Source organism: Klebsiella sp. RHBSTW-00215 (genome assembly GCF_014103785.1).
GTDB lineage: Bacteria > Pseudomonadota > Gammaproteobacteria > Enterobacterales > Enterobacteriaceae > Klebsiella.
In genome coordinates this window covers 693,666-710,331 of sequence record NZ_JABXQS010000001.1, presented here as the reverse complement: position 1 = coordinate 710,331, position 16,666 = coordinate 693,666, and the positions used below count along the sequence as shown (strand labels likewise).

Below are 16,666 nucleotides of genomic sequence, written 5' to 3'. Positions count from 1 at the left end.
AAGGCTGCGTTACTCGATGATCGCGTCTTCAACCGCCCGATAGCCGAAGAAATCAAACAGCGCCTCTTTGCGATGCAGCATGCTATCCACACAGGCCAGGCCGACAAATGCGCCGGTAAACTCGCCGTAGCGACTATATTCATCGGAAAAACGCGATGTGTCGTAGATCGCGCCGATTTTTTGATATTTTTCGCCATCGACAGACCATGAGCACTGGATCTCCCGGCCGTTAATGGCCATCGCCAGATAAATTTCTCCTTCCGCGAGGCGAATTTTCTGCGGGTCGTCATGACGTTCGCCGTTATCCATATAAATAATGGCCAGTTGCGCAGAGCCAGAGGCTTGATCCCAGGTTTTATGCAGGAACAGATAGTTCATGTTGTCGTAATAGAGCACCAGACCCGCGCTGTGCTGATAAATCTCGGGGCTGAAATCCATTTTCGTGGTGATGTTTGCGTATACCGAGGTGAGTTTTTTCGCCAGCAGGCTGACCTTATTCAGCGAGCTCAGCGACTCCTGCCCGCGCACGGCAAGGTAGCCCGCTTTACGGCTCAGGCTGGTAAAACGCTGGAAGCGAATCCTCGGGGCATAAAACGCGTTATCCAGCGTTTGCCCATCAAAATCATCGATATCCGCTTTGGCCGGAAATGGGTGTGCAGGCAGCCTGGATTCTTCCACCTGGTGCTCGGCGAGATTCCCCCCGGATGCCATTCGCAGCCAGCCTTCGTCGGTCCATTCCATCTTTTGAATCGCCGTTTCCCGACCTAGCGGGCAGCGTAATTCCTGGCGGAACGGGCGACTGCACAGATGGGTTAACCAGACTTCGCCCGTGGGGGTTTCGACATAGCTGCCGTGCCCGGCCTTTTGCAGATAGGTTTCCGGATTGAAGTAGTGCGGCTTCAGATGCCCTGCGTCTTTACGCTCGTTAAAATTCTGCGGCCAGGAGGTGACGATTGGGTTCATCGGATCGCCTTCATAGGGGCCGGTGACTTCCGTTGCGCGGGCCATGGTGACCGCATGGCCGTATCCGGTACCGCCTTCGGCAACCATCAGGTAGTAATAGTCGCCGCGCCGCGTCAGATGGGGCGCTTCAATACAGCCGCGGTTGGTACCGCCATGCCAGATTCGCTGCGGGTAGCCGATGATACTTTGTGTTTGTGGCGAGTACTCCACCAGGCAAATGGCCCCCGGTTTTTCGTAGCCTTCACGGGTTTCCCACTCCAGAGAGACGATCCATTTTTTACCGTCGTTGTCGTGAAGGATTGAGGCATCGAACCCGGCGGAGTGGAGATATATTGGCTCGCTCCACGGGCCGGTTATTTCACTGGCGGTAATAAGATAATTATCCACATCGAAATAACGTGAACTCATGGAGTTCATCACACCATAAATAACGTAAAACAGTTGTTCTTCTTCGCACCAGGTCAGACTTGGTGCCCAAATTCCTTTGGCTGAGGGCAGTTTTTTTAAATCTGGGTTGTTATCGTCGGTAAGAACGTGAGTGAGTAATTGCCAATGTTTAAGATCCCTGGAGTGATAAACCGGTAAGCCGGGAAACCACTCAAATGATGATACCGCCACGTAATAATCATCACCGCGTCGACATATACTGGGGTCAGGATTAAAACCTTTAAAAACAGGATTCTGAATCATCGTATTTACCCTTGATGCAAAAAATATAACGATGATTGTAAATAGTCGTTCGGTCAGGGGATATATAGACTGGTTTTATTTATATAATAAACGTCCACTCACCCCGTGATATCGCTCACAAAAAGCGATTTATTTATCTGCGCGGCTCCCTACCGCATCGGTGCTTCTGACCTTGTGGCGAAAGGCCAGCGGAGTATCGTTCATCATCTCTTTGAACTTTAGGCAAAAGTAGGCGCTGTCGGTGAAACCGGCGCTTTGCGAGATGTCGCTGATCTTCAGGTCGGTATTGGTCAGGAGATTAATGGCAATATTGAGTTTACGCAGCAGCATGAATTTTTTGAAGCTGATTCCAAAGGCCGATTTAAAGGTCTTTGAAAACCAGGATTTCGACCACTGGCAGCGGCGAGCGGCCTCTTCGGTGGTCATCTCAAAATTCTCGCTGGCATCGATGGACTGTAACAGTTCGATAAGCTCGCTGAGATAGCGATGGCTGGTGCGTTCGGTAATCTGGACCGAGTCTTTCAGGCTATTAAACGCGTGGAGCAGTACGCTTTGCATAAGCGATCGGAATAGCGAATCGGAGAAGTCGCTGAACTCCCCGCACCAGCTTAGCAGCAGCTCCAGACGTTCGGCCTCTTCACCAGAAAGATACACCACCGCGCCGCAGTGGGCGGCGGGCAATGACAGGTCGTACCCCTCCAGCCACTCTTTCTCAAATTGCATAAGATAGCGCTTGTGGCTGGCGGCGGCCGGGAGCGTCATTTCATGGATCAGTAAGGCGGGAACGAATACCAGGGTATTGTTTTTAATGGTGAATTTTTCGTCACCGATCGAATAACTTCCCCCTGATTCCCGGAACCACATCAGCTCATCCATCATATGATAATGGGGGACTACGTTTATCCCATTGAAATCATTTATGTTATCTACACGCAGCGTAAACAGCTCGCCGGTGCCCACGGGGATCTTTTCGAAAACGGGAGATTCATCACTCATCGAGTACACTCTTCTTATATTTCACAGGATGATTTATACATAATCAGCAGGCCCTTCGCAATAACGTACAGAGGACAAATCTTAACGTTCTTTTAGGCGGAGACGCGATGAATACTGCCCGTATAAGTATCAAAGAAAAATTTAGTTATGGGTTAGGCGATACCGGCTGTAATTTAGTCTGGCAGACGGTAATGCTGTTTATGGCCTGGTTTTATACCGACGTATTCGGTTTAAGCCCGGCACATATGGGGACCATGTTTCTCGCGGTAAGAGTATTAGATGCAGTGACTGATGTATTAATGGGCGCTGTCGCGGACCGTACCCGGACTAAATATGGGCAGTTCCGGCCCTATATTTTGTGGTTCGCTATTCCCTTTGGCGTACTTTGCTGCTTAACGTTTTATACGCCAGATTTTGGCTATACCGGTAAGCTTATTTATGCTTATGTTTCTTATACCTTATTATCTTTAGTCTATACGGCCATTAACGTACCGTATTGCGCGATGATCAATAATATCTCTAACGATTCCAGAGAGCGCGTCTCTCTCCAGTCCTGGCGCTTTGCACTCAGTACCCTCGGCGGCCTGATTGTCTCGCTCACAGCGCTGCCGCTGGTGGCTTTTCTTGGCCAGGGGAACGTGCAGAACGGCTATTTTTACACCATGATTGTGATGGGATGCCTGAGCATCATTCTGTTCTTTATCTGTTTTGGCCTGACCAAAGAGCGCTTTTCCACTGATATTGCGGTGAATAACCAAAGCAGTATTCTTGATGACCTGAAAACGCTGCTTGCCAATAAAGACTGGCGCATTCTGTTCGCACTCAACGTTGTCAACCTGATTGCTGTGCTGTTCAAAGGCGGAACGACGCTGTACTACGTTAACAATATTATGGGGCGAGCGGATTTGGGCAGCCTGCTGTTGACCACCACCCTGGCGTCCGGCGTGCTGGGAGCGATGCTCTCACCGTTTATCTTTAAAAATATTGATAAGGTCAAAGGGTTTAAAATCTCGATGGCCCTGGAGGCGGTGCTGCTGATTGGGATGTACTTTGTCCCGGCGGGCAACGTGGCCGCTATCTTTGCGCTGGTGATTATCATCAACATTATTCAGCTTGCCGCCACGCCGCTACAGTGGAGCATGCTGTCCGATATTATTGATGCGGAAGAAAAACGCAGCGGTAAAAAGCTCAGCGGCATCGTTTTTTCAACTAATCTTTTTGCTATTAAGCTCGGTATCGCCATCGGCGGCGCGCTGGTGGGCTATATGCTGGCATGGGGTGACTATGTCGGCGGCGCGGCGCAGCAAACCGAGTCCGCGCTGGAGATGATCAAGCTACTGTTCACCGTCTTCCCCGGCGTTCTGGTCGCGCTGCTGATCGTTATCATGGGCAAATACAGTCTGAATGATAAGCGCTTGTCTCGCCTGTCGCAGGACGACCTCCCGGCGTAATAGGCTATCGCCCGCGAGGAGGAGATAATCGGCGTATCTCTATTCAACTGGGCGAAGTTTGCGTATAAACTCGCGGGTTTTAGTATTCCGGAGGCACAGAGGCGATGAGCCAGGTAGAGTTAAACGGTGAGTTATTCACATTAGAGCGGTTCCCACCAAATGCTGAAGAGGAAGCGCTTCAGGCATGGGAAGCGGCGGATGAGTATCTGCTGCAACAGCTGAATGACGTCGACGGCCTGACGCTCATTTTCAATGATAGCTTCGGCGCGCTGGGCTGTGCGCTGGCGGAACGTAACCCGGTGAGCGTTAACGACTCTTACGTTGCTGAGCTGGCGACCCGCTACAACCTGCGGATGAATGGCATCGATGAAGAGAGCGTGCGCTTTCAGGATTCCCTGAGCGAGCTGCCCGCAGCACCGGCGCTGGTATTAATTAAGGTGCCGAAACAGCTGGCGCTGTTAGAGCAGCAACTGCGTGCGCTGCGTGATGTGGTGACGCCGGAAACCCGCATCATCGCCGCCGCGAAAGCGCGCGATGTGCATAACTCCACCCTGGCGCTGTTCGAAAAGATCCTCGGAACCACCACCACTTCGCTGGCATGGAAAAAGGCGCGGTTGATTTTTTGTACCTTTACCGCGCCCGAAGTCACCGATGCGCCGCAGACCTATAGCTGGCAGCTGGACGGTACTCCGTGGACGATTCACAACCATGCCAACGTGTTTGCCCGCAGCGGTCTCGATGTCGGCGCGCGTTTCTTCCTCGACTATCTGCCGGAAGGCATCGAAGGTGAAATTGCCGACCTCGGTTGCGGCAACGGTGTGATTGGTCTCCAGGCGCTGGCCTTAAACCCTAATGCCCGGGTGATGTTTACCGATGAATCGTACATGGCGGTAGCCTCCAGTCAGCTGAACGTCGAAACCAACATGCCGGATGACATCGAGCGCTGCGAGTTTGTGGTCAATAACGCCCTGACTGATATTGAACCGGACCGCTTTGATGCCATTCTCTGTAACCCGCCGTTCCATCAGTTGCATGCGATCACCGACCATATTGCGTGGCAGATGTTCAACGACGCCCGCCGCAGCCTGAAGTACGGCGGCGAGCTGTACGTGGTCGGCAACCGCCACCTCGATTATTTCCGCAAGCTGAAGCGCGCGTTCGGCAACTGCACCACTATCGCCACGAATAATAAATTTGTGATTTTAAAAGCTGTGAAATTGCGTAAGCAGCGTTAAAGGATAATAATCCACTGAGTTGACGGGCAGGCCGGGAATGGCCTGCCCATTTGTATTAACTGAGTGGAGATTATTAACGTGAATCATCAGGATGATGAATGTACTAAGCCCAATATTATTCCGCGGAAAATTCGCCTTGCCAGAAATCCTGCTATTTTTATCTGCCTGATACAATGCGCTGTATATATATTCATTACGGGGGCTGGTTGGTTCGGTTCTGGTGAAGATAACGCCTTGTGGGTTAATCTTTTTTTTATTATTTTATGGGGGGCGTTGGCATTCGGGATTTATAAATACAGCCGCGCCTGCGCGGTTACCGCACTGCTGTTATACGTTATTGAAAAACTTTCTGTTGAACTTATTCCACCAGGGCAGAGTTTTAGTTTTATCTGGCTTATTGCCACTTTTTTGTTGTTGCTGTGCCTTTCCATCGGAATTATCGCCTGCTGGAAACAGCATAAATATAAGAAGAAAAATAGAGATGATAGTGAGCGTGTTTATAAGCAAACAATAATACTTGTCGTGATTGTGTTAGCACTGTTCCATTCTGCTTACTTTGGTATGAAAGAGGTGCAGAAGCACACCAGAAATATTCTCTGGCAGGCGTTCTATCAATCGGTGATGGAAGATAAGAGTAAGATCCCGCTGCCGATGAAAATTAATAATAACATCACTATTACCGATATCTATTTTGAACAGCGCACCCTGATTGTTGAGCATCAGGTGAGCCATGAAAAGTTAGCTGATTTATCGATAGCCAATTTCTACGCGCATGCCAGAAAACTCTACTCCCGCTACTGTGCCAATGGTGTTGCAACCTCGCTTGATTTAACGATGATAGTCCGCTTTGCGCAAGGATACGAGACGCGTGACCTGACGTTTACGCCGAAAGACTGTCAATTTAAAAAGGGATAAGAATCGATGAGTGAAGCCATCGTTGCCAAAAATATCAATATCGCCGTTCGTATCGGTCTGGGACTATGCCTACTGAGCTGTGCGACCATAATTGTGGTTATGGTTATTTTTCCATCCGGTTTAAGTGGTGCGATTCGCGCCATCACTTTTTTCCTGCTCTGGCTAGGGCTGGGTATTGGCATTTATAAAAAGAGCCGGATTTGCGCCGTTATGGCGATAGTTTGCTATATGTTCGATCAGCTGTTTATAGTTTCTGGCCAGGGCTATACGCGTTTTAACGTATTATGGGTTGTTGTTATCTCTGGCTTCACTTTCGCACTAGTGGCATGTTGGCAATACCATCAAATGGTAAAAGAAGGGACCGTCGTCAGTAAAAAATTACGCAGGCCCGCATTGATAACATCAGTTCTGATGCTGGTTATTTTCTTTGGCGCGGGTTTGCCGCTGGCGAATAAAATCCACAATCACAAGGCCCAGAAACAATGGGCACAATACGTACAGATAACCACTGAGGAAATTAAAACGCTTAAACTTCCTCAGCAGGTGGAGACAAACGTTTTGTTAACTCAGGTGGGTTTTGAGGATAAAACGCTGGTCTTTACCTACGATGCACAAGATTTAAAAAATATCGGCTCGCAGGGGTGGGACAAAAAAACGCGTGAGGATTTTGCCCGTTTTTGTCGCCGCGCCGTTCCCCAGTCTCTGGGATTACGGGTGCTGTACCGCCTCACGCAGGGGGATGACAAACGCGAGTTTGAATACGGCGCTCGCGATTGTCAGAGTATGAATTTTTAAATCGACAGCGCCAGCCGGGTGCCCTGGGCGATTGCCTGCCGGGCATCCAGCTCCATCGCCACATCGCAGCCGCCAATCAGATGCACCGTTTTTCCCGCAGCCTGTAGCGGGTCAACTAACTCACGGCGAGGATCCTGACCGGCGCAGATGATGACCTGATCGACGTTGAGGACCTGCAATTCGCCGCCGATCGTCACATGTAAGCCTTGATCATCAATTCGTTGATAGCTGACGCCGGGGATCATTTTAACGCCGCGGGCCAGCAGGGTAGTGCGGTGGATCCAGCCGGTGGTTTTCCCTAAGCCGTCGCCGGGTTTGCTGGTTTTACGCTGGAGCATCACTATCTGGCGTGGGCTTTTCGCCAATTGAATCCCCTCCGCGCGCAGCCCTCCAGCGGTCTGCAGGCTGGTATCAATCCCCCATTCGAGGCAAAACTCGCCGATATTCTGGCTGGTAGCAGCACCGGACTGGCTGAGATACATGGCGGTATCAAAACCGATCCCGCCGCAGCCGATAATTGCTACTTTCTCGCCAACCGGCGCTTTGTCACGCAGGACGTCGAGATAGCTCAGCACCTTCGGGTGATCGATACCCGCGATATCCGGCATTCGCGGGGCGATCCCGGTGGCGAGGATCGTTTCATCAAACGCCAGCAGATCGTCCGCCGCCACCAGGGTTTCCAGCCGTAGCGTGACGCCGGTCAGATCCAACATTCGCCGGTAATAGCGCAGGGTTTCGTAGAACTCCTCTTTGCCGGGGATCTGCTTGGCGATATTAAACTGGCCGCCAATCTCTTTGTGTCCGTCAAATAGCGTCACCTGATGACCGCGCGAGGCGGCGTTTACGGCAAACGCCAGCCCGGCAGGGCCTGCGCCAACCACTGCGAGTCGCTTCGATGTGGCCGCCGGGACAATTGGCATCAGGGTTTCATGGCAGGCGCGCGGGTTGACCAGACACGAGGTGACTTTACCGGCGAAGATCTGATCCAGGCAGGCCTGATTACAGCCGATGCAGGTATTGATCTCATCCGCGCGCCCACTCTGCGCTTTGGAGAGAAATTCGCTGTCGGCGAGGAAAGGGCGGGCCATCGACACCATGTCGGCATCTTCACGGGCAAGGATTGCCTCCGCTACTTCAGGGTCATTAATTCGGTTGGTGGTGACCAGCGGGATCGACACCGCGCCCTTCAGCTTGCGGGTGACCCAGCTAAACGCGCCGCGCGGCACCGGGGTGGCAATGGTCGGAATACGCGCTTCGTGCCAGCCGATACCGGTATTGATAATGGTTGCCCCGGCGGCCTCAATGGCTTTTGCCAGCTCGGTGACTTCTGCCTGGGTGCTGCCGCCGCTCACCAGGTCAAGCATCGACAGGCGGTAGATGATAATAAAATCGCTGCCCGCGCGCTCGCGAACGGCTTTGACGACCTCGACAGCAAAACGCATACGTTGGGCATAATCGCCGCCCCACTGGTCGTCGCGCAGGTTGGTGCGCGCGGCGAGAAACTCGTTAATCAGATAACCCTCCGAGCCCATCACCTCGACGCCATCGTACCCGGCTTCCCGCGCCAGCTGGGCGCAGCGGGCAAAATCATCGATCAGTTGTAAGATCTCATCGTGGCTCAGTTCATGCGGCGTAAAGGGGTTGATCGGTGCCTGAAGCGCGGAAGGGGCGACCAGTTTAGGCTGGTAGCTATAGCGCCCGGTATGCAGAATTTGCAGGGCGATTTTTCCGCCTTCCTGGTGTACCGCATCGGTAATATGGCGATGGTGGGAGAGGTGGCTGGCGTCGTTAAGCACCGCGCCGCCTGCCATGGTAACGCCGGAAGGCGCGGGGGCAATACCGCCGGTGACAATCAGCGCTACCCCATGGCGAGCGCGCTCGGCGTAAAAGGCCGCCAGCCGCTGTGCGCCGTCCGGGAGCTCCTCCAGGCCGGTATGCATCGAGCCCATCAACACGCGGTTTTTGAGCGTTGTGAACCCCAGCTCAAGCGGGGCGAAAAGCGACGGGTAGCGGCTCATAATAGCTTCCAATGTAAAATTATTGTTATGTGGTCGGATGAGTTACTAATTTAGCCGTCACGGGCAAAAAGGGAAAAGGGGAGTGCGACGATTGTGATGGGATTCAAAGAACGGCGCAGGAAGACTCCCCTCACCCCGACCCTCTCCCGGGGGGAGAGGGAGAAGGACGGGATTGTGCCTCTCCTGAAGTGAGAAGGAGAAAGGCGGAATTGTGTGACGAATAAAAAAGCGGTGCCGAACGGTCCCCTCTCCCCTGCGGGGAGAGGGTTAGGGTGAGGGGGCAGCAGGCGCACGGCGCGCCAGCCCCGGCGCCTGCCACATTGACGTCGTCAATCCGCTATCCACCAGACCGAGCTGCTCGGCGTACACCGACTGCCATTTCACCATCATCTCCTGATACAGCTCGCGATGCGCTGGGTTTGGCATAAATACCCGATGCCAGCTCACCAGCTTCTCGCCCGTTGTCGCCATATCGCTGTACAACCCGGCACCGGCCCCGGCGGCAATCGCGCAGCCCAGTGCGGTCGCTTCACGAACCTCGGGCACCCGCACCGGCAGCCCGGTCACGTCGCTAAGTATCTGGCTCCACAGCGCCCCTTTTGAACCGCCGCCAGCGAACACCAGGCTGTCGAACTTCACGCCGGAAAACTGCGAAATCTGCGCCAGATTGCAGGCGGAAACAATCGCCGCGTTCTCTTCCAGCGCGCGAAAGAGCGTGGCTTTATTACATTTTTCCGGGTCGATGGAGAGGTTAATAAACGACGGCGCGGCGTGGTACCACTGCTTAAAATGCATGGCGTCGGAGAAAATGGGCATCACCCCGTGGGAGCCCGCTGGAACGCGGCTGGCCATCTCTTCCAGCAGCGAATAAGCATCCACCCCAAGCCGCTCGGCAACCAGCTTCTCTTCCGCACAGAAAGCATCGCGAAACCAGCGCATGGTCAGTCCGGTAAAGAAGCTGATGGATTCCGCCTGCGCCATACCGGGGATCACGTGCGGGTTAACGCGGATATTCATCTCCGGATCGGTGCGCACTTCCGGCAGATTAACCACCTGCTGCCAGAAAGTACCGCCGAGCACTGCGGTCTGCCCGGCGCGCACCACCCCCAGCCCGAGGCAGCCGAGCTGGACGTCGCCGCCGCCCATCACCACCGGCGTACCTGCGCGCAGTCCGCTTTGTTGGGCCGCCGCATCGGTCACCGCGCCGAGCACGGTACCGGTCTCTTTCACCGGCGAGAGAATATCGGCCCGCAACCCGGCCATATCCAGCAGTGCCGGACGCCAGTCACGGCTGAACAGATCGAGCATACCGGTGGTCCCGGCATTTGAAGGATCGACCGCCAGCTCACCGGAGAGCTTCGCCGCCAGCCAGTCGCTGATCATGGTGATGGTTGCCGCTTTGCGGTAGATATCCGGGCGATGATGGGCCAGCCACAGCAGGCGCGGCATGGCGCTCAGCGCCAGAGTCTGCCCGGAAACGCCGTATACCTCGGATTCGAAACGATAGTCGTGGATCTCTTTGAGCTCCGCCACCTCGCGGCTGGCGCGAGCGTCAACGTTGGCGCAGGCCCAGATGGCCTCGCCGTTGCGGTCATAAAGCACGATGCCTTCGCGCATTGAACAGCAGGCCACGGACTGAATATCCGCCGGGGAGAGATGAGCGGCGGCCAGCGCCTGGCGGATGCACTGGCAGGCCAGCTGCCAGTTGAGGGTAAGATCGAACTCCATCGAGCCGGGAACGTTGTCGATGCTCAGGTGTTTCCATTCGGCCTGGCCGACCGCAATCTGGCGACCGTTGAGATCGAAAATCACCGCCCGAACGCTGCCGGTCCCGGCATCTAACGCTAACAGGTAACTCATGACATGCGCCTCGCTATTGTTGCGCGGCGCAGGACCGTTATGAGGCCAGCGTGAGCACCGCGCGTGCTGTTGTCTCTTCCGTTACCAGGCCATTAATCCGCTTGCCAATAAGGGCCGCGTAAATCGCCTGCGCTTTTTCTGCGCCCCCGGCAACGCCGACGATAGTCGGCAGCTGCGCCAGTTCATCGAGGGTCACGCCAAGCAGTTCCCGATGGATCTCCAGTCCCTCGACCGGTTTGCCATCGGCCTGCAGGAAATAACCTAAAATGTCGCCCACCGCGCCTTTACGGACGTACATCAGCTGTTCGCCTTCGCTGATATAGCCGGAACGCAGGATGGTCGCGTCGCGGCGCTGATCGATCGCGCCAATGCCGACCACCGCCACATCTGCCGCCGTGGCCGCGAGGATCACGTCGCGGACGCTGGATTCCCGACGCAGGATCTCCGCCACATCGGCTGATGACACCCTGAGCGGAGCGGGGATCATGCTGATGCTACAGGCCGCATCCAGCTGGCCGATGCCGGTCATATAGGGGCCGACGCCGCCGGAAAGCGTCACCAGCCGTACCTGCTGCGAGCCGATAAACCCGCTCAGATGCTGTAGGCAGCTCATGGTCGCTTCGCCAAAGCCCACTGCCAGCAGCTGTCCAGGCTCGAGCACGCCCATTAACGATTGCGCCGCGCCAATCCCCAGCCGGGTGTTCATCGGCGGGGTATTCAGCGCGGGCAGTACGCGGGCGATTTTCAGGCCGAAGCGCTGCTGGAGTTCGGTCTCCAGCGCCAGACAGCCTTCATAGCGCGAATTAATCTGTACGCGGATTACCCCGGACTGGCGGCCTTTCTCCAGCAGACGGGAGATCTTTAACCGCGGCAGTCCTAAACGCTCGCCGATGTCGTTCTGCGTTAAGCCATCGTGGTAGTAACACCAGGCCACCCGCGCCACCAGCTCTTCCTCGGCTAACGCCAGCCCGGCGTAGCGGCTCTCTTCCGTAATGCGTTTTTCGCTCATAAAGTGAACTCTTATAAAAATTTAGATCATATGTTCGTTATTGCGTGGTCGGAAAATGTGAGCCGACTGGCAAAACCGATCTTTCGTTGTTCTCTGGTTTTATCCAAACGATCTAAAGCATAAAACTGTGATCTTTGCACGGTTGTAAATATAGTTCACCGTCTACGCTTTTGAACATTATTAAATTAAAAAATCTTTTGTTCAAATCGGGGCGTGATAATGAAGCCACTGCTTGAAGCTCGCCAAATCTGCAAACAGTTCTCCGGCATTACTGTACTCAAGCGCATTGATTTCACGGTGTTTTCCGGCCAGGTTCACGCGCTGATGGGCGGTAACGGAGCGGGGAAATCGACGCTGATGAAGATTATCGCCGGGGTGGAAACGCCCGACAGCGGTGAGTTAATCCTCGGCGGACGCACTTTTGCGCGCCTCAACCCTGCGCAGGCCCATCAGCAGGGCGTGTATCTGGTGCCGCAGGAACCGATGCTCTTTCCCAACCTGACGGTGCGGGAAAACATTCTCTTTCGTCTGCCGAAGCGGGCTGATAACGAGGCTCGCTTGCAGGAAAAGCTCCAGCAGCTCAACTGCCAGCTTCAGCTTGATGCGGCGGCCAGCACTCTGGAAGTTGCCGATCAACAGATGGTGGAGATCCTGCGCGGGCTGATGCGCGATGCGCAGATCCTGATCCTTGATGAACCGACCGCCTCATTAACTCCGGGGGAGACAGAGCGGCTGTTTCGCCAGATCCGTTCCTTGCAGGGGCTCGGCGTTGGGATCGTGTTTATCTCGCATAAACTCCCCGAGATCCGCCTGGTCGCCAGCCACGTATCGGTCATGCGCGACGGTGCGGTGGTGCTGAGCGGGGAAACCGCGCAATACGGCGACAACCAGCTGATCGGCGCGATGACGCCCGTTGGGCGCGACCATACGCTGAGCGACACGCAAAAGCTGTGGCTGGCGCTGCCGGGCAATCGCCGCACTCAGGCGCAGGATTTCCCGGTGCTGCGGGTCGAGGATCTGACCGGGGAAGGTTTTATCGATCTCAACCTTGAGATCCACGCCGGGGAGATCGTCGGCCTCGCCGGATTAGTCGGATCCGGACGCACCGAATTTGCCGAAACGCTGTATGGCCTGCGTCCGGTACGCGCCGGTCGGGTGTGGCTGGAAAACCGTGATATCAGCCGTGACAGCACCCGCAACCGGCTGGCCAGTGGGCTGGTTTATCTGCCGGAAGACCGCCAGGTCTCCGGGCTGTTTCTTGATGCGCCGGTGCGCTGGAACACGGTGATGTTTAACCAACCGTCGCTGTGGCAGCAGAACAAGCGCGAAGCCGCGGTGGTTGAGCGCTATCACCGGGCGCTGGGGATCAAAATGACCGATGGCGATCGTCCGGTGCGCACGCTCTCCGGCGGCAACCAGCAGAAGGTGCTGCTGGCGCGCTGCCTGGAGGCCAACCCATTGCTGCTGATCGTCGATGAGCCCACGCGCGGGGTGGACGTTTCCGCCCGCGCCGACATCTATCAACTGCTGAAAAGCGTGGCCGCCCAGAACGTGGCGGTACTGATGATCTCCAGCGATCTTGATGAGTTTGTTGGTCTCGCGGATCGGGTGCTGGTGATGCATCAGGGCAGGCAGAGCGGCGAGCTTTCGCAGCAGGCGGTCACCGTCGACCGGATGATGACCCTGGCCTTCGGAGGACAGCCATGAAAACGTTACTCAAGAATCGCGAACTGAGCGCTTTTCTCGCCATCGTGGTGCTGTTTGCCGGGCTGGTGGCGCTCAACCCGGCCTATTTCAGCTTGCAAACCCTGGCAATGATCTTCGCCAGCTCGCAAATCCTCTGCCTGTTGGCGCTGGGGGCGACGTTGGTGATGCTGACCCGCAATATCGATGTTTCCGTTGGCTCCACCGTCGGCCTGAGCGCAATCGCGGTGGGCGTGGCGTTGAACAGTGGATATGGCCTGATGACGGCTATCGCCTTTGCGCTGGCGATCGGCGCGCTGGCCGGGGCGTTTAACGGCCTGCTGGTGGTGGGACTGCGCATCCCGGCGATAGTCGCCACGCTCGGCACCCTCGGGCTTTATCGTGGGGTGATGCTGCTGTGGACCGGCGGCAAGTGGATTGAAGGCCTGCCGAACAGCCTGAAGGCGCTATCGGAACCGGCGTTTATCGGCATTTCGCCGCTGGGGTGGTTGGTGCTGGCGCTGCTGCTGGTGGGCGGCTGGGTACTTTCACGTACCGCCTTTGGCCGCGATTTTTACGCCGTCGGCGATAACCTTGCCGCTGCTCGCCAGCTCGGGGTGGCGGTGAACCGTACGCGGATGCTGGCTTTTACCCTTAACGGCATGCTGGCGGCCTGCGCCGGGGTTGTTTTCGCCGCGCAGATTGGCTTCGTGCCGAATCAGACCGGCAGCGGACTGGAGATGAAAGCTATCGCGGCCTGCGTTCTCGGCGGAATTTCTCTGCTTGGCGGCACCGGCACGCTGCTCGGCGCTTTCCTCGGCGCGTTTTTCCTCACCCAAATTGACACCGTGCTGGTGCTGTTTCGCCTCCCGGCGTGGTGGAACGACTTTATCGCCGGTCTGGTGCTGCTCGGCGTACTGGTGCTTGACGGACGACTGCGCCAGGCGCTGGCTCGTCATCAGCGGGCGCTGAAGTACAGCCGCTTTCAGCCCGGCAATAAAGGGGGCAAGCGCGTAGCTCCCTTTCCCGAACGTAAAAACAAAGAGGTGGCGTAAATGAAGCTCAACTGGGAAAGCGCGCTGCTGGCGTTACTGGTGCTGGAGATCCTGCTGTTCGGCACGCTGAATCCGCGCATGCTGGATCTCAATATGCTGCTGTTCAGCACCAGCGATTTTATCTGCATTGGTATCGTGGCCCTGCCGCTGACGCTGGTGATTATCAGCGGCGGGATTGATATTTCTCTCGGTTCGACCATCGGCCTGTGCGCCATCGCGCTGGGGGTGATGATGCAGGCGGGCTGGCCGATGAGTCTGGCAATTCCGCTGACGCTTCTGCTCGGTCTGTTGTGCGGGCTGCTGAACGCGGCGCTAATCCACTACACCGGCATCAGCCCGCTGGTGATTACCCTCGGCACTCTGTACCTCTACGGCGGCGGCGCGCTGCTGCTCTCCGGCATGGCGGGAGCGACCGGCTACGAAGGCATCGGCGGATTCCCGGATAGCTTTACCGCCTTCGCGAACCAGACGCTGTTCGGCCTGCCGATACCGCTGGTGCTGTTCGCGGTGATTACTTTTTTCTTCTGGCTGCTGGCTCATCGCGGGCGCTTTGGCCGCCATCTCTTTCTGCTCGGACAAAATCCGCGCGCCGCGCGCTATGCGGCGCTGTCCGTAAACGGCATGCCGTACGTGCTGTATGGCCTGGTCGGCGTGGCCTCGGCGATTGCCGCGCTGGTAATGGTTTCCTACTTCGGCTCGGCGCGCTCGGATTTAGGCCGCGACCTGCTGATGCCCGCGCTAACCGCCGCGGTGCTTGGCGGGGCCAATATCTACGGCGGTTCCGGCTCTATCATCGGCACCGCGCTGGCGGCGCTGCTGGTGGGTTATTTACAACAAGGTTTGCAAATGGTCGGCATCCCCAACCAGGTGTCGAGCGCGCTGTCAGGGGCGCTGTTGGTTGTGGTGGTGATGGGGCGCTCGCTGAGCCTGCATCGTGAATGGGTGCGGATGACCTGGCGGCGTCTTTTCTCGCGTAAAACAATCGGAGCATAAAATGAAATTAAAACTGATGGTGCTGGCAGTGGCGTTAAGCGTGGCAACCGCTCAGGCGGCAGACCGCATCGCCTTTATTCCTAAGCTGGTTGGCGTCGGCTTCTTTACCAGCGGCGGCAACGGTGCGAAAGAGGCGGGCAAAGCGCTTGGCGTGGACGTTACCTACGACGGCCCGACCGAACCGAGTGTTTCCGGCCAGGTGCAGCTGATCAACAACTTCGTCAACCAGGGCTATAACGCGATCATCGTCTCTGCGGTATCGCCGGACGGCCTGTGCCCGGCGCTGAAGCGGGCGATGCAGCGTGGGGTCAAGGTCCTGACCTGGGACTCCGACACTAAACCGGAGTGCCGCAGCATCTACATCAACCAGGGCACGCCGCAGCAGCTCGGTGGCCTGCTGGTGGAGATGGCGGAAAAACAGGTGACGAAACCCACCGCCAAAGTGGCGTTTTTCTACTCCAGCCCAACGGTCACCGACCAGAACCAGTGGGTAAAAGAGGCGAAAGCCAAAATCGAAAAAGAGCATCCGCAGTGGGAAGTGGTGACCACCCAGTTTGGCTATAACGATGCCACGAAATCACTGCAAACCGCCGAGGGGATCTTAAAAGCGTATCCGGATCTCGACGCCATTATCGCTCCTGATGCCAACGCGCTCCCGGCGGCGGCGCAGGCGGCGGAGAACCTTAAGCGCCAGGGCGTGGCGATCGTCGGTTTTAGTACTCCGAATGTGATGCGCCCCTATGTGGAACGCGGCACGGTCAAAGCTTTTGGCCTGTGGGACGTGGTGCAGCAGGGCAAGATCGCGGTTAACGTCGCCGATCGTCTGTTGAAAAAGGGCGATCTTAACGTTGGCGACAGCGTTGATGTGAAAGATCTCGGCACTCTGAAAGTCGAGCCAAATAGCGTACAGGGCTACCAGTATGAAGCGAAAGGCAACGGCATCGTGCTGCTGCCGGAGCGGGTGGTGTTCACCAAAGAGAATATCAATAACTACGATTTCTGA

The 16,666-nt window shown here is 56.0% G+C and carries 13 protein-coding genes; 8 read left to right on the top strand and 5 right to left on the bottom strand.

What is annotated here, in order from left to right; genetic code table 11:
• Positions 1 to 9: 9 nt before the first annotated feature.
• The gene (locus HV127_RS03410) at positions 10 to 1,653 is read right to left on the bottom strand and encodes a glycoside hydrolase family 43 protein (protein ID WP_182235019.1); all 1,644 of its coding nucleotides are present in this window, start codon (positions 1,651 to 1,653) and stop codon (positions 10 to 12) included.
• A 129-nt stretch (positions 1,654 to 1,782) separates the two neighbouring features.
• A complete protein-coding gene (locus HV127_RS03405) occupies positions 1,783 to 2,649 on the bottom strand; it encodes a helix-turn-helix transcriptional regulator (RefSeq protein WP_181484778.1) in 867 nt (288 codons plus the stop codon).
• 107 nt (positions 2,650 to 2,756) lie between these two features.
• On the opposite strand from HV127_RS03405, the gene HV127_RS03400 reads away from it, so the two are divergent.
• From HV127_RS03400 to HV127_RS03385, 4 genes are all read left to right on the top strand, one after another.
• Positions 2,757 to 4,100, top strand: a complete 1,344-nt coding sequence (locus HV127_RS03400; RefSeq protein WP_181484779.1) for a glycoside-pentoside-hexuronide (GPH):cation symporter — start codon at positions 2,757 to 2,759, stop codon at positions 4,098 to 4,100.
• A gap of 104 nt (positions 4,101 to 4,204) precedes the next feature.
• A complete protein-coding gene (gene rlmG, locus HV127_RS03395) occupies positions 4,205 to 5,335 on the top strand; it encodes a 23S rRNA (guanine(1835)-N(2))-methyltransferase RlmG (protein ID WP_182235018.1) in 1,131 nt (376 codons plus the stop codon).
• A 78-nt stretch (positions 5,336 to 5,413) separates the two neighbouring features.
• Positions 5,414 to 6,250, top strand: a complete 837-nt coding sequence (locus HV127_RS03390) for a hypothetical protein (RefSeq protein ID WP_228727449.1) — start codon at positions 5,414 to 5,416, stop codon at positions 6,248 to 6,250.
• Between the two features lie 6 nt (positions 6,251 to 6,256).
• Positions 6,257 to 7,045 (top strand): hypothetical protein, encoded by a 789-nt coding sequence (locus HV127_RS03385; RefSeq protein WP_182235017.1) that lies wholly within the window; start codon positions 6,257 to 6,259, stop codon positions 7,043 to 7,045.
• Here HV127_RS03385 and HV127_RS03380 read toward each other — a convergent pair.
• The 3 genes from HV127_RS03380 to lsrR all read right to left on the bottom strand — a co-directional run bounded on the left by HV127_RS03380 (position 7,042) and on the right by lsrR (position 11,932).
• Positions 7,042 to 9,063 carry an NADPH-dependent 2,4-dienoyl-CoA reductase gene (locus tag HV127_RS03380; RefSeq protein WP_182235016.1) on the bottom strand — a complete coding sequence of 674 codons (2,022 nt, stop codon included), beginning with the start codon at positions 9,061 to 9,063 and terminating at the stop codon, positions 7,042 to 7,044. The two genes, HV127_RS03385 and HV127_RS03380, sit on opposite strands and share 4 nt — an antisense overlap.
• 267 nt (positions 9,064 to 9,330) lie before the next feature.
• Complete coding sequence (gene lsrK / locus HV127_RS03375) at positions 9,331 to 10,923, bottom strand: autoinducer-2 kinase (RefSeq protein WP_182235015.1); 1,593 nt, start codon at positions 10,921 to 10,923, stop codon at positions 9,331 to 9,333.
• 37 nt (positions 10,924 to 10,960) lie between these two features.
• Entirely contained in the window at positions 10,961 to 11,932 is a 972-nt protein-coding gene (gene lsrR, locus HV127_RS03370; RefSeq protein ID WP_182235014.1) for a transcriptional regulator LsrR, read from the bottom strand.
• Between the two features lie 219 nt (positions 11,933 to 12,151).
• Here lsrR and lsrA point away from each other — a divergent pair, with 219 nt between their 5' ends.
• The 4 genes from lsrA to lsrB are packed head-to-tail and all read left to right on the top strand — an operon-like array spanning position 12,152 to position 16,666.
• Positions 12,152 to 13,639 (top strand): autoinducer 2 ABC transporter ATP-binding protein LsrA, encoded by a 1,488-nt coding sequence (gene lsrA, locus HV127_RS03365; protein WP_182235013.1) that lies wholly within the window; start codon positions 12,152 to 12,154, stop codon positions 13,637 to 13,639.
• Complete coding sequence (lsrC, locus tag HV127_RS03360) at positions 13,636 to 14,670, top strand: autoinducer 2 ABC transporter permease LsrC (protein ID WP_182235012.1); 1,035 nt, start codon at positions 13,636 to 13,638, stop codon at positions 14,668 to 14,670. Before lsrA ends, lsrC begins: the two co-directional genes overlap by 4 nt.
• Entirely contained in the window at positions 14,671 to 15,663 is a 993-nt protein-coding gene (lsrD, locus tag HV127_RS03355) for an autoinducer 2 ABC transporter permease LsrD (protein WP_182235011.1), read from the top strand.
• A 1-nt stretch (position 15,664) separates the two neighbouring features.
• Complete coding sequence (lsrB, locus tag HV127_RS03350; RefSeq protein ID WP_112213646.1) at positions 15,665 to 16,666, top strand: autoinducer 2 ABC transporter substrate-binding protein LsrB; 1,002 nt, start codon at positions 15,665 to 15,667, stop codon at positions 16,664 to 16,666.

Bases quoted from the DNA above. Each gene is read 5' to 3' on its own strand.
- HV127_RS03410 (WP_182235019.1), bottom strand. From the start codon at position 1,653: ATGATTCAGAATCCTGTTTTTAAAGGTTTTAATCCTGACCCCAGTATA.
- HV127_RS03405 (WP_181484778.1), bottom strand. From the start codon at position 2,649: ATGAGTGATGAATCTCCCGTTTTCGAAAAGATCCCCGTGGGCACCGGC.
- HV127_RS03400 (WP_181484779.1), top strand. From the start codon at position 2,757: ATGAATACTGCCCGTATAAGTATCAAAGAAAAATTTAGTTATGGGTTA.
- rlmG (WP_182235018.1), top strand. From the start codon at position 4,205: ATGAGCCAGGTAGAGTTAAACGGTGAGTTATTCACATTAGAGCGGTTC.
- HV127_RS03385 (WP_182235017.1), top strand. From the start codon at position 6,257: ATGAGTGAAGCCATCGTTGCCAAAAATATCAATATCGCCGTTCGTATC.
- HV127_RS03380 (WP_182235016.1), bottom strand. From the start codon at position 9,063: ATGAGCCGCTACCCGTCGCTTTTCGCCCCGCTTGAGCTGGGGTTCACA.
- lsrK (WP_182235015.1), bottom strand. From the start codon at position 10,923: ATGAGTTACCTGTTAGCGTTAGATGCCGGGACCGGCAGCGTTCGGGCG.
- lsrR (WP_182235014.1), bottom strand. From the start codon at position 11,932: ATGAGCGAAAAACGCATTACGGAAGAGAGCCGCTACGCCGGGCTGGCG.
- lsrA (WP_182235013.1), top strand. From the start codon at position 12,152: ATGAAGCCACTGCTTGAAGCTCGCCAAATCTGCAAACAGTTCTCCGGC.
- lsrC (WP_182235012.1), top strand. From the start codon at position 13,636: ATGAAAACGTTACTCAAGAATCGCGAACTGAGCGCTTTTCTCGCCATC.
- lsrD (WP_182235011.1), top strand. From the start codon at position 14,671: ATGAAGCTCAACTGGGAAAGCGCGCTGCTGGCGTTACTGGTGCTGGAG.
- lsrB (WP_112213646.1), top strand. From the start codon at position 15,665: ATGAAATTAAAACTGATGGTGCTGGCAGTGGCGTTAAGCGTGGCAACC.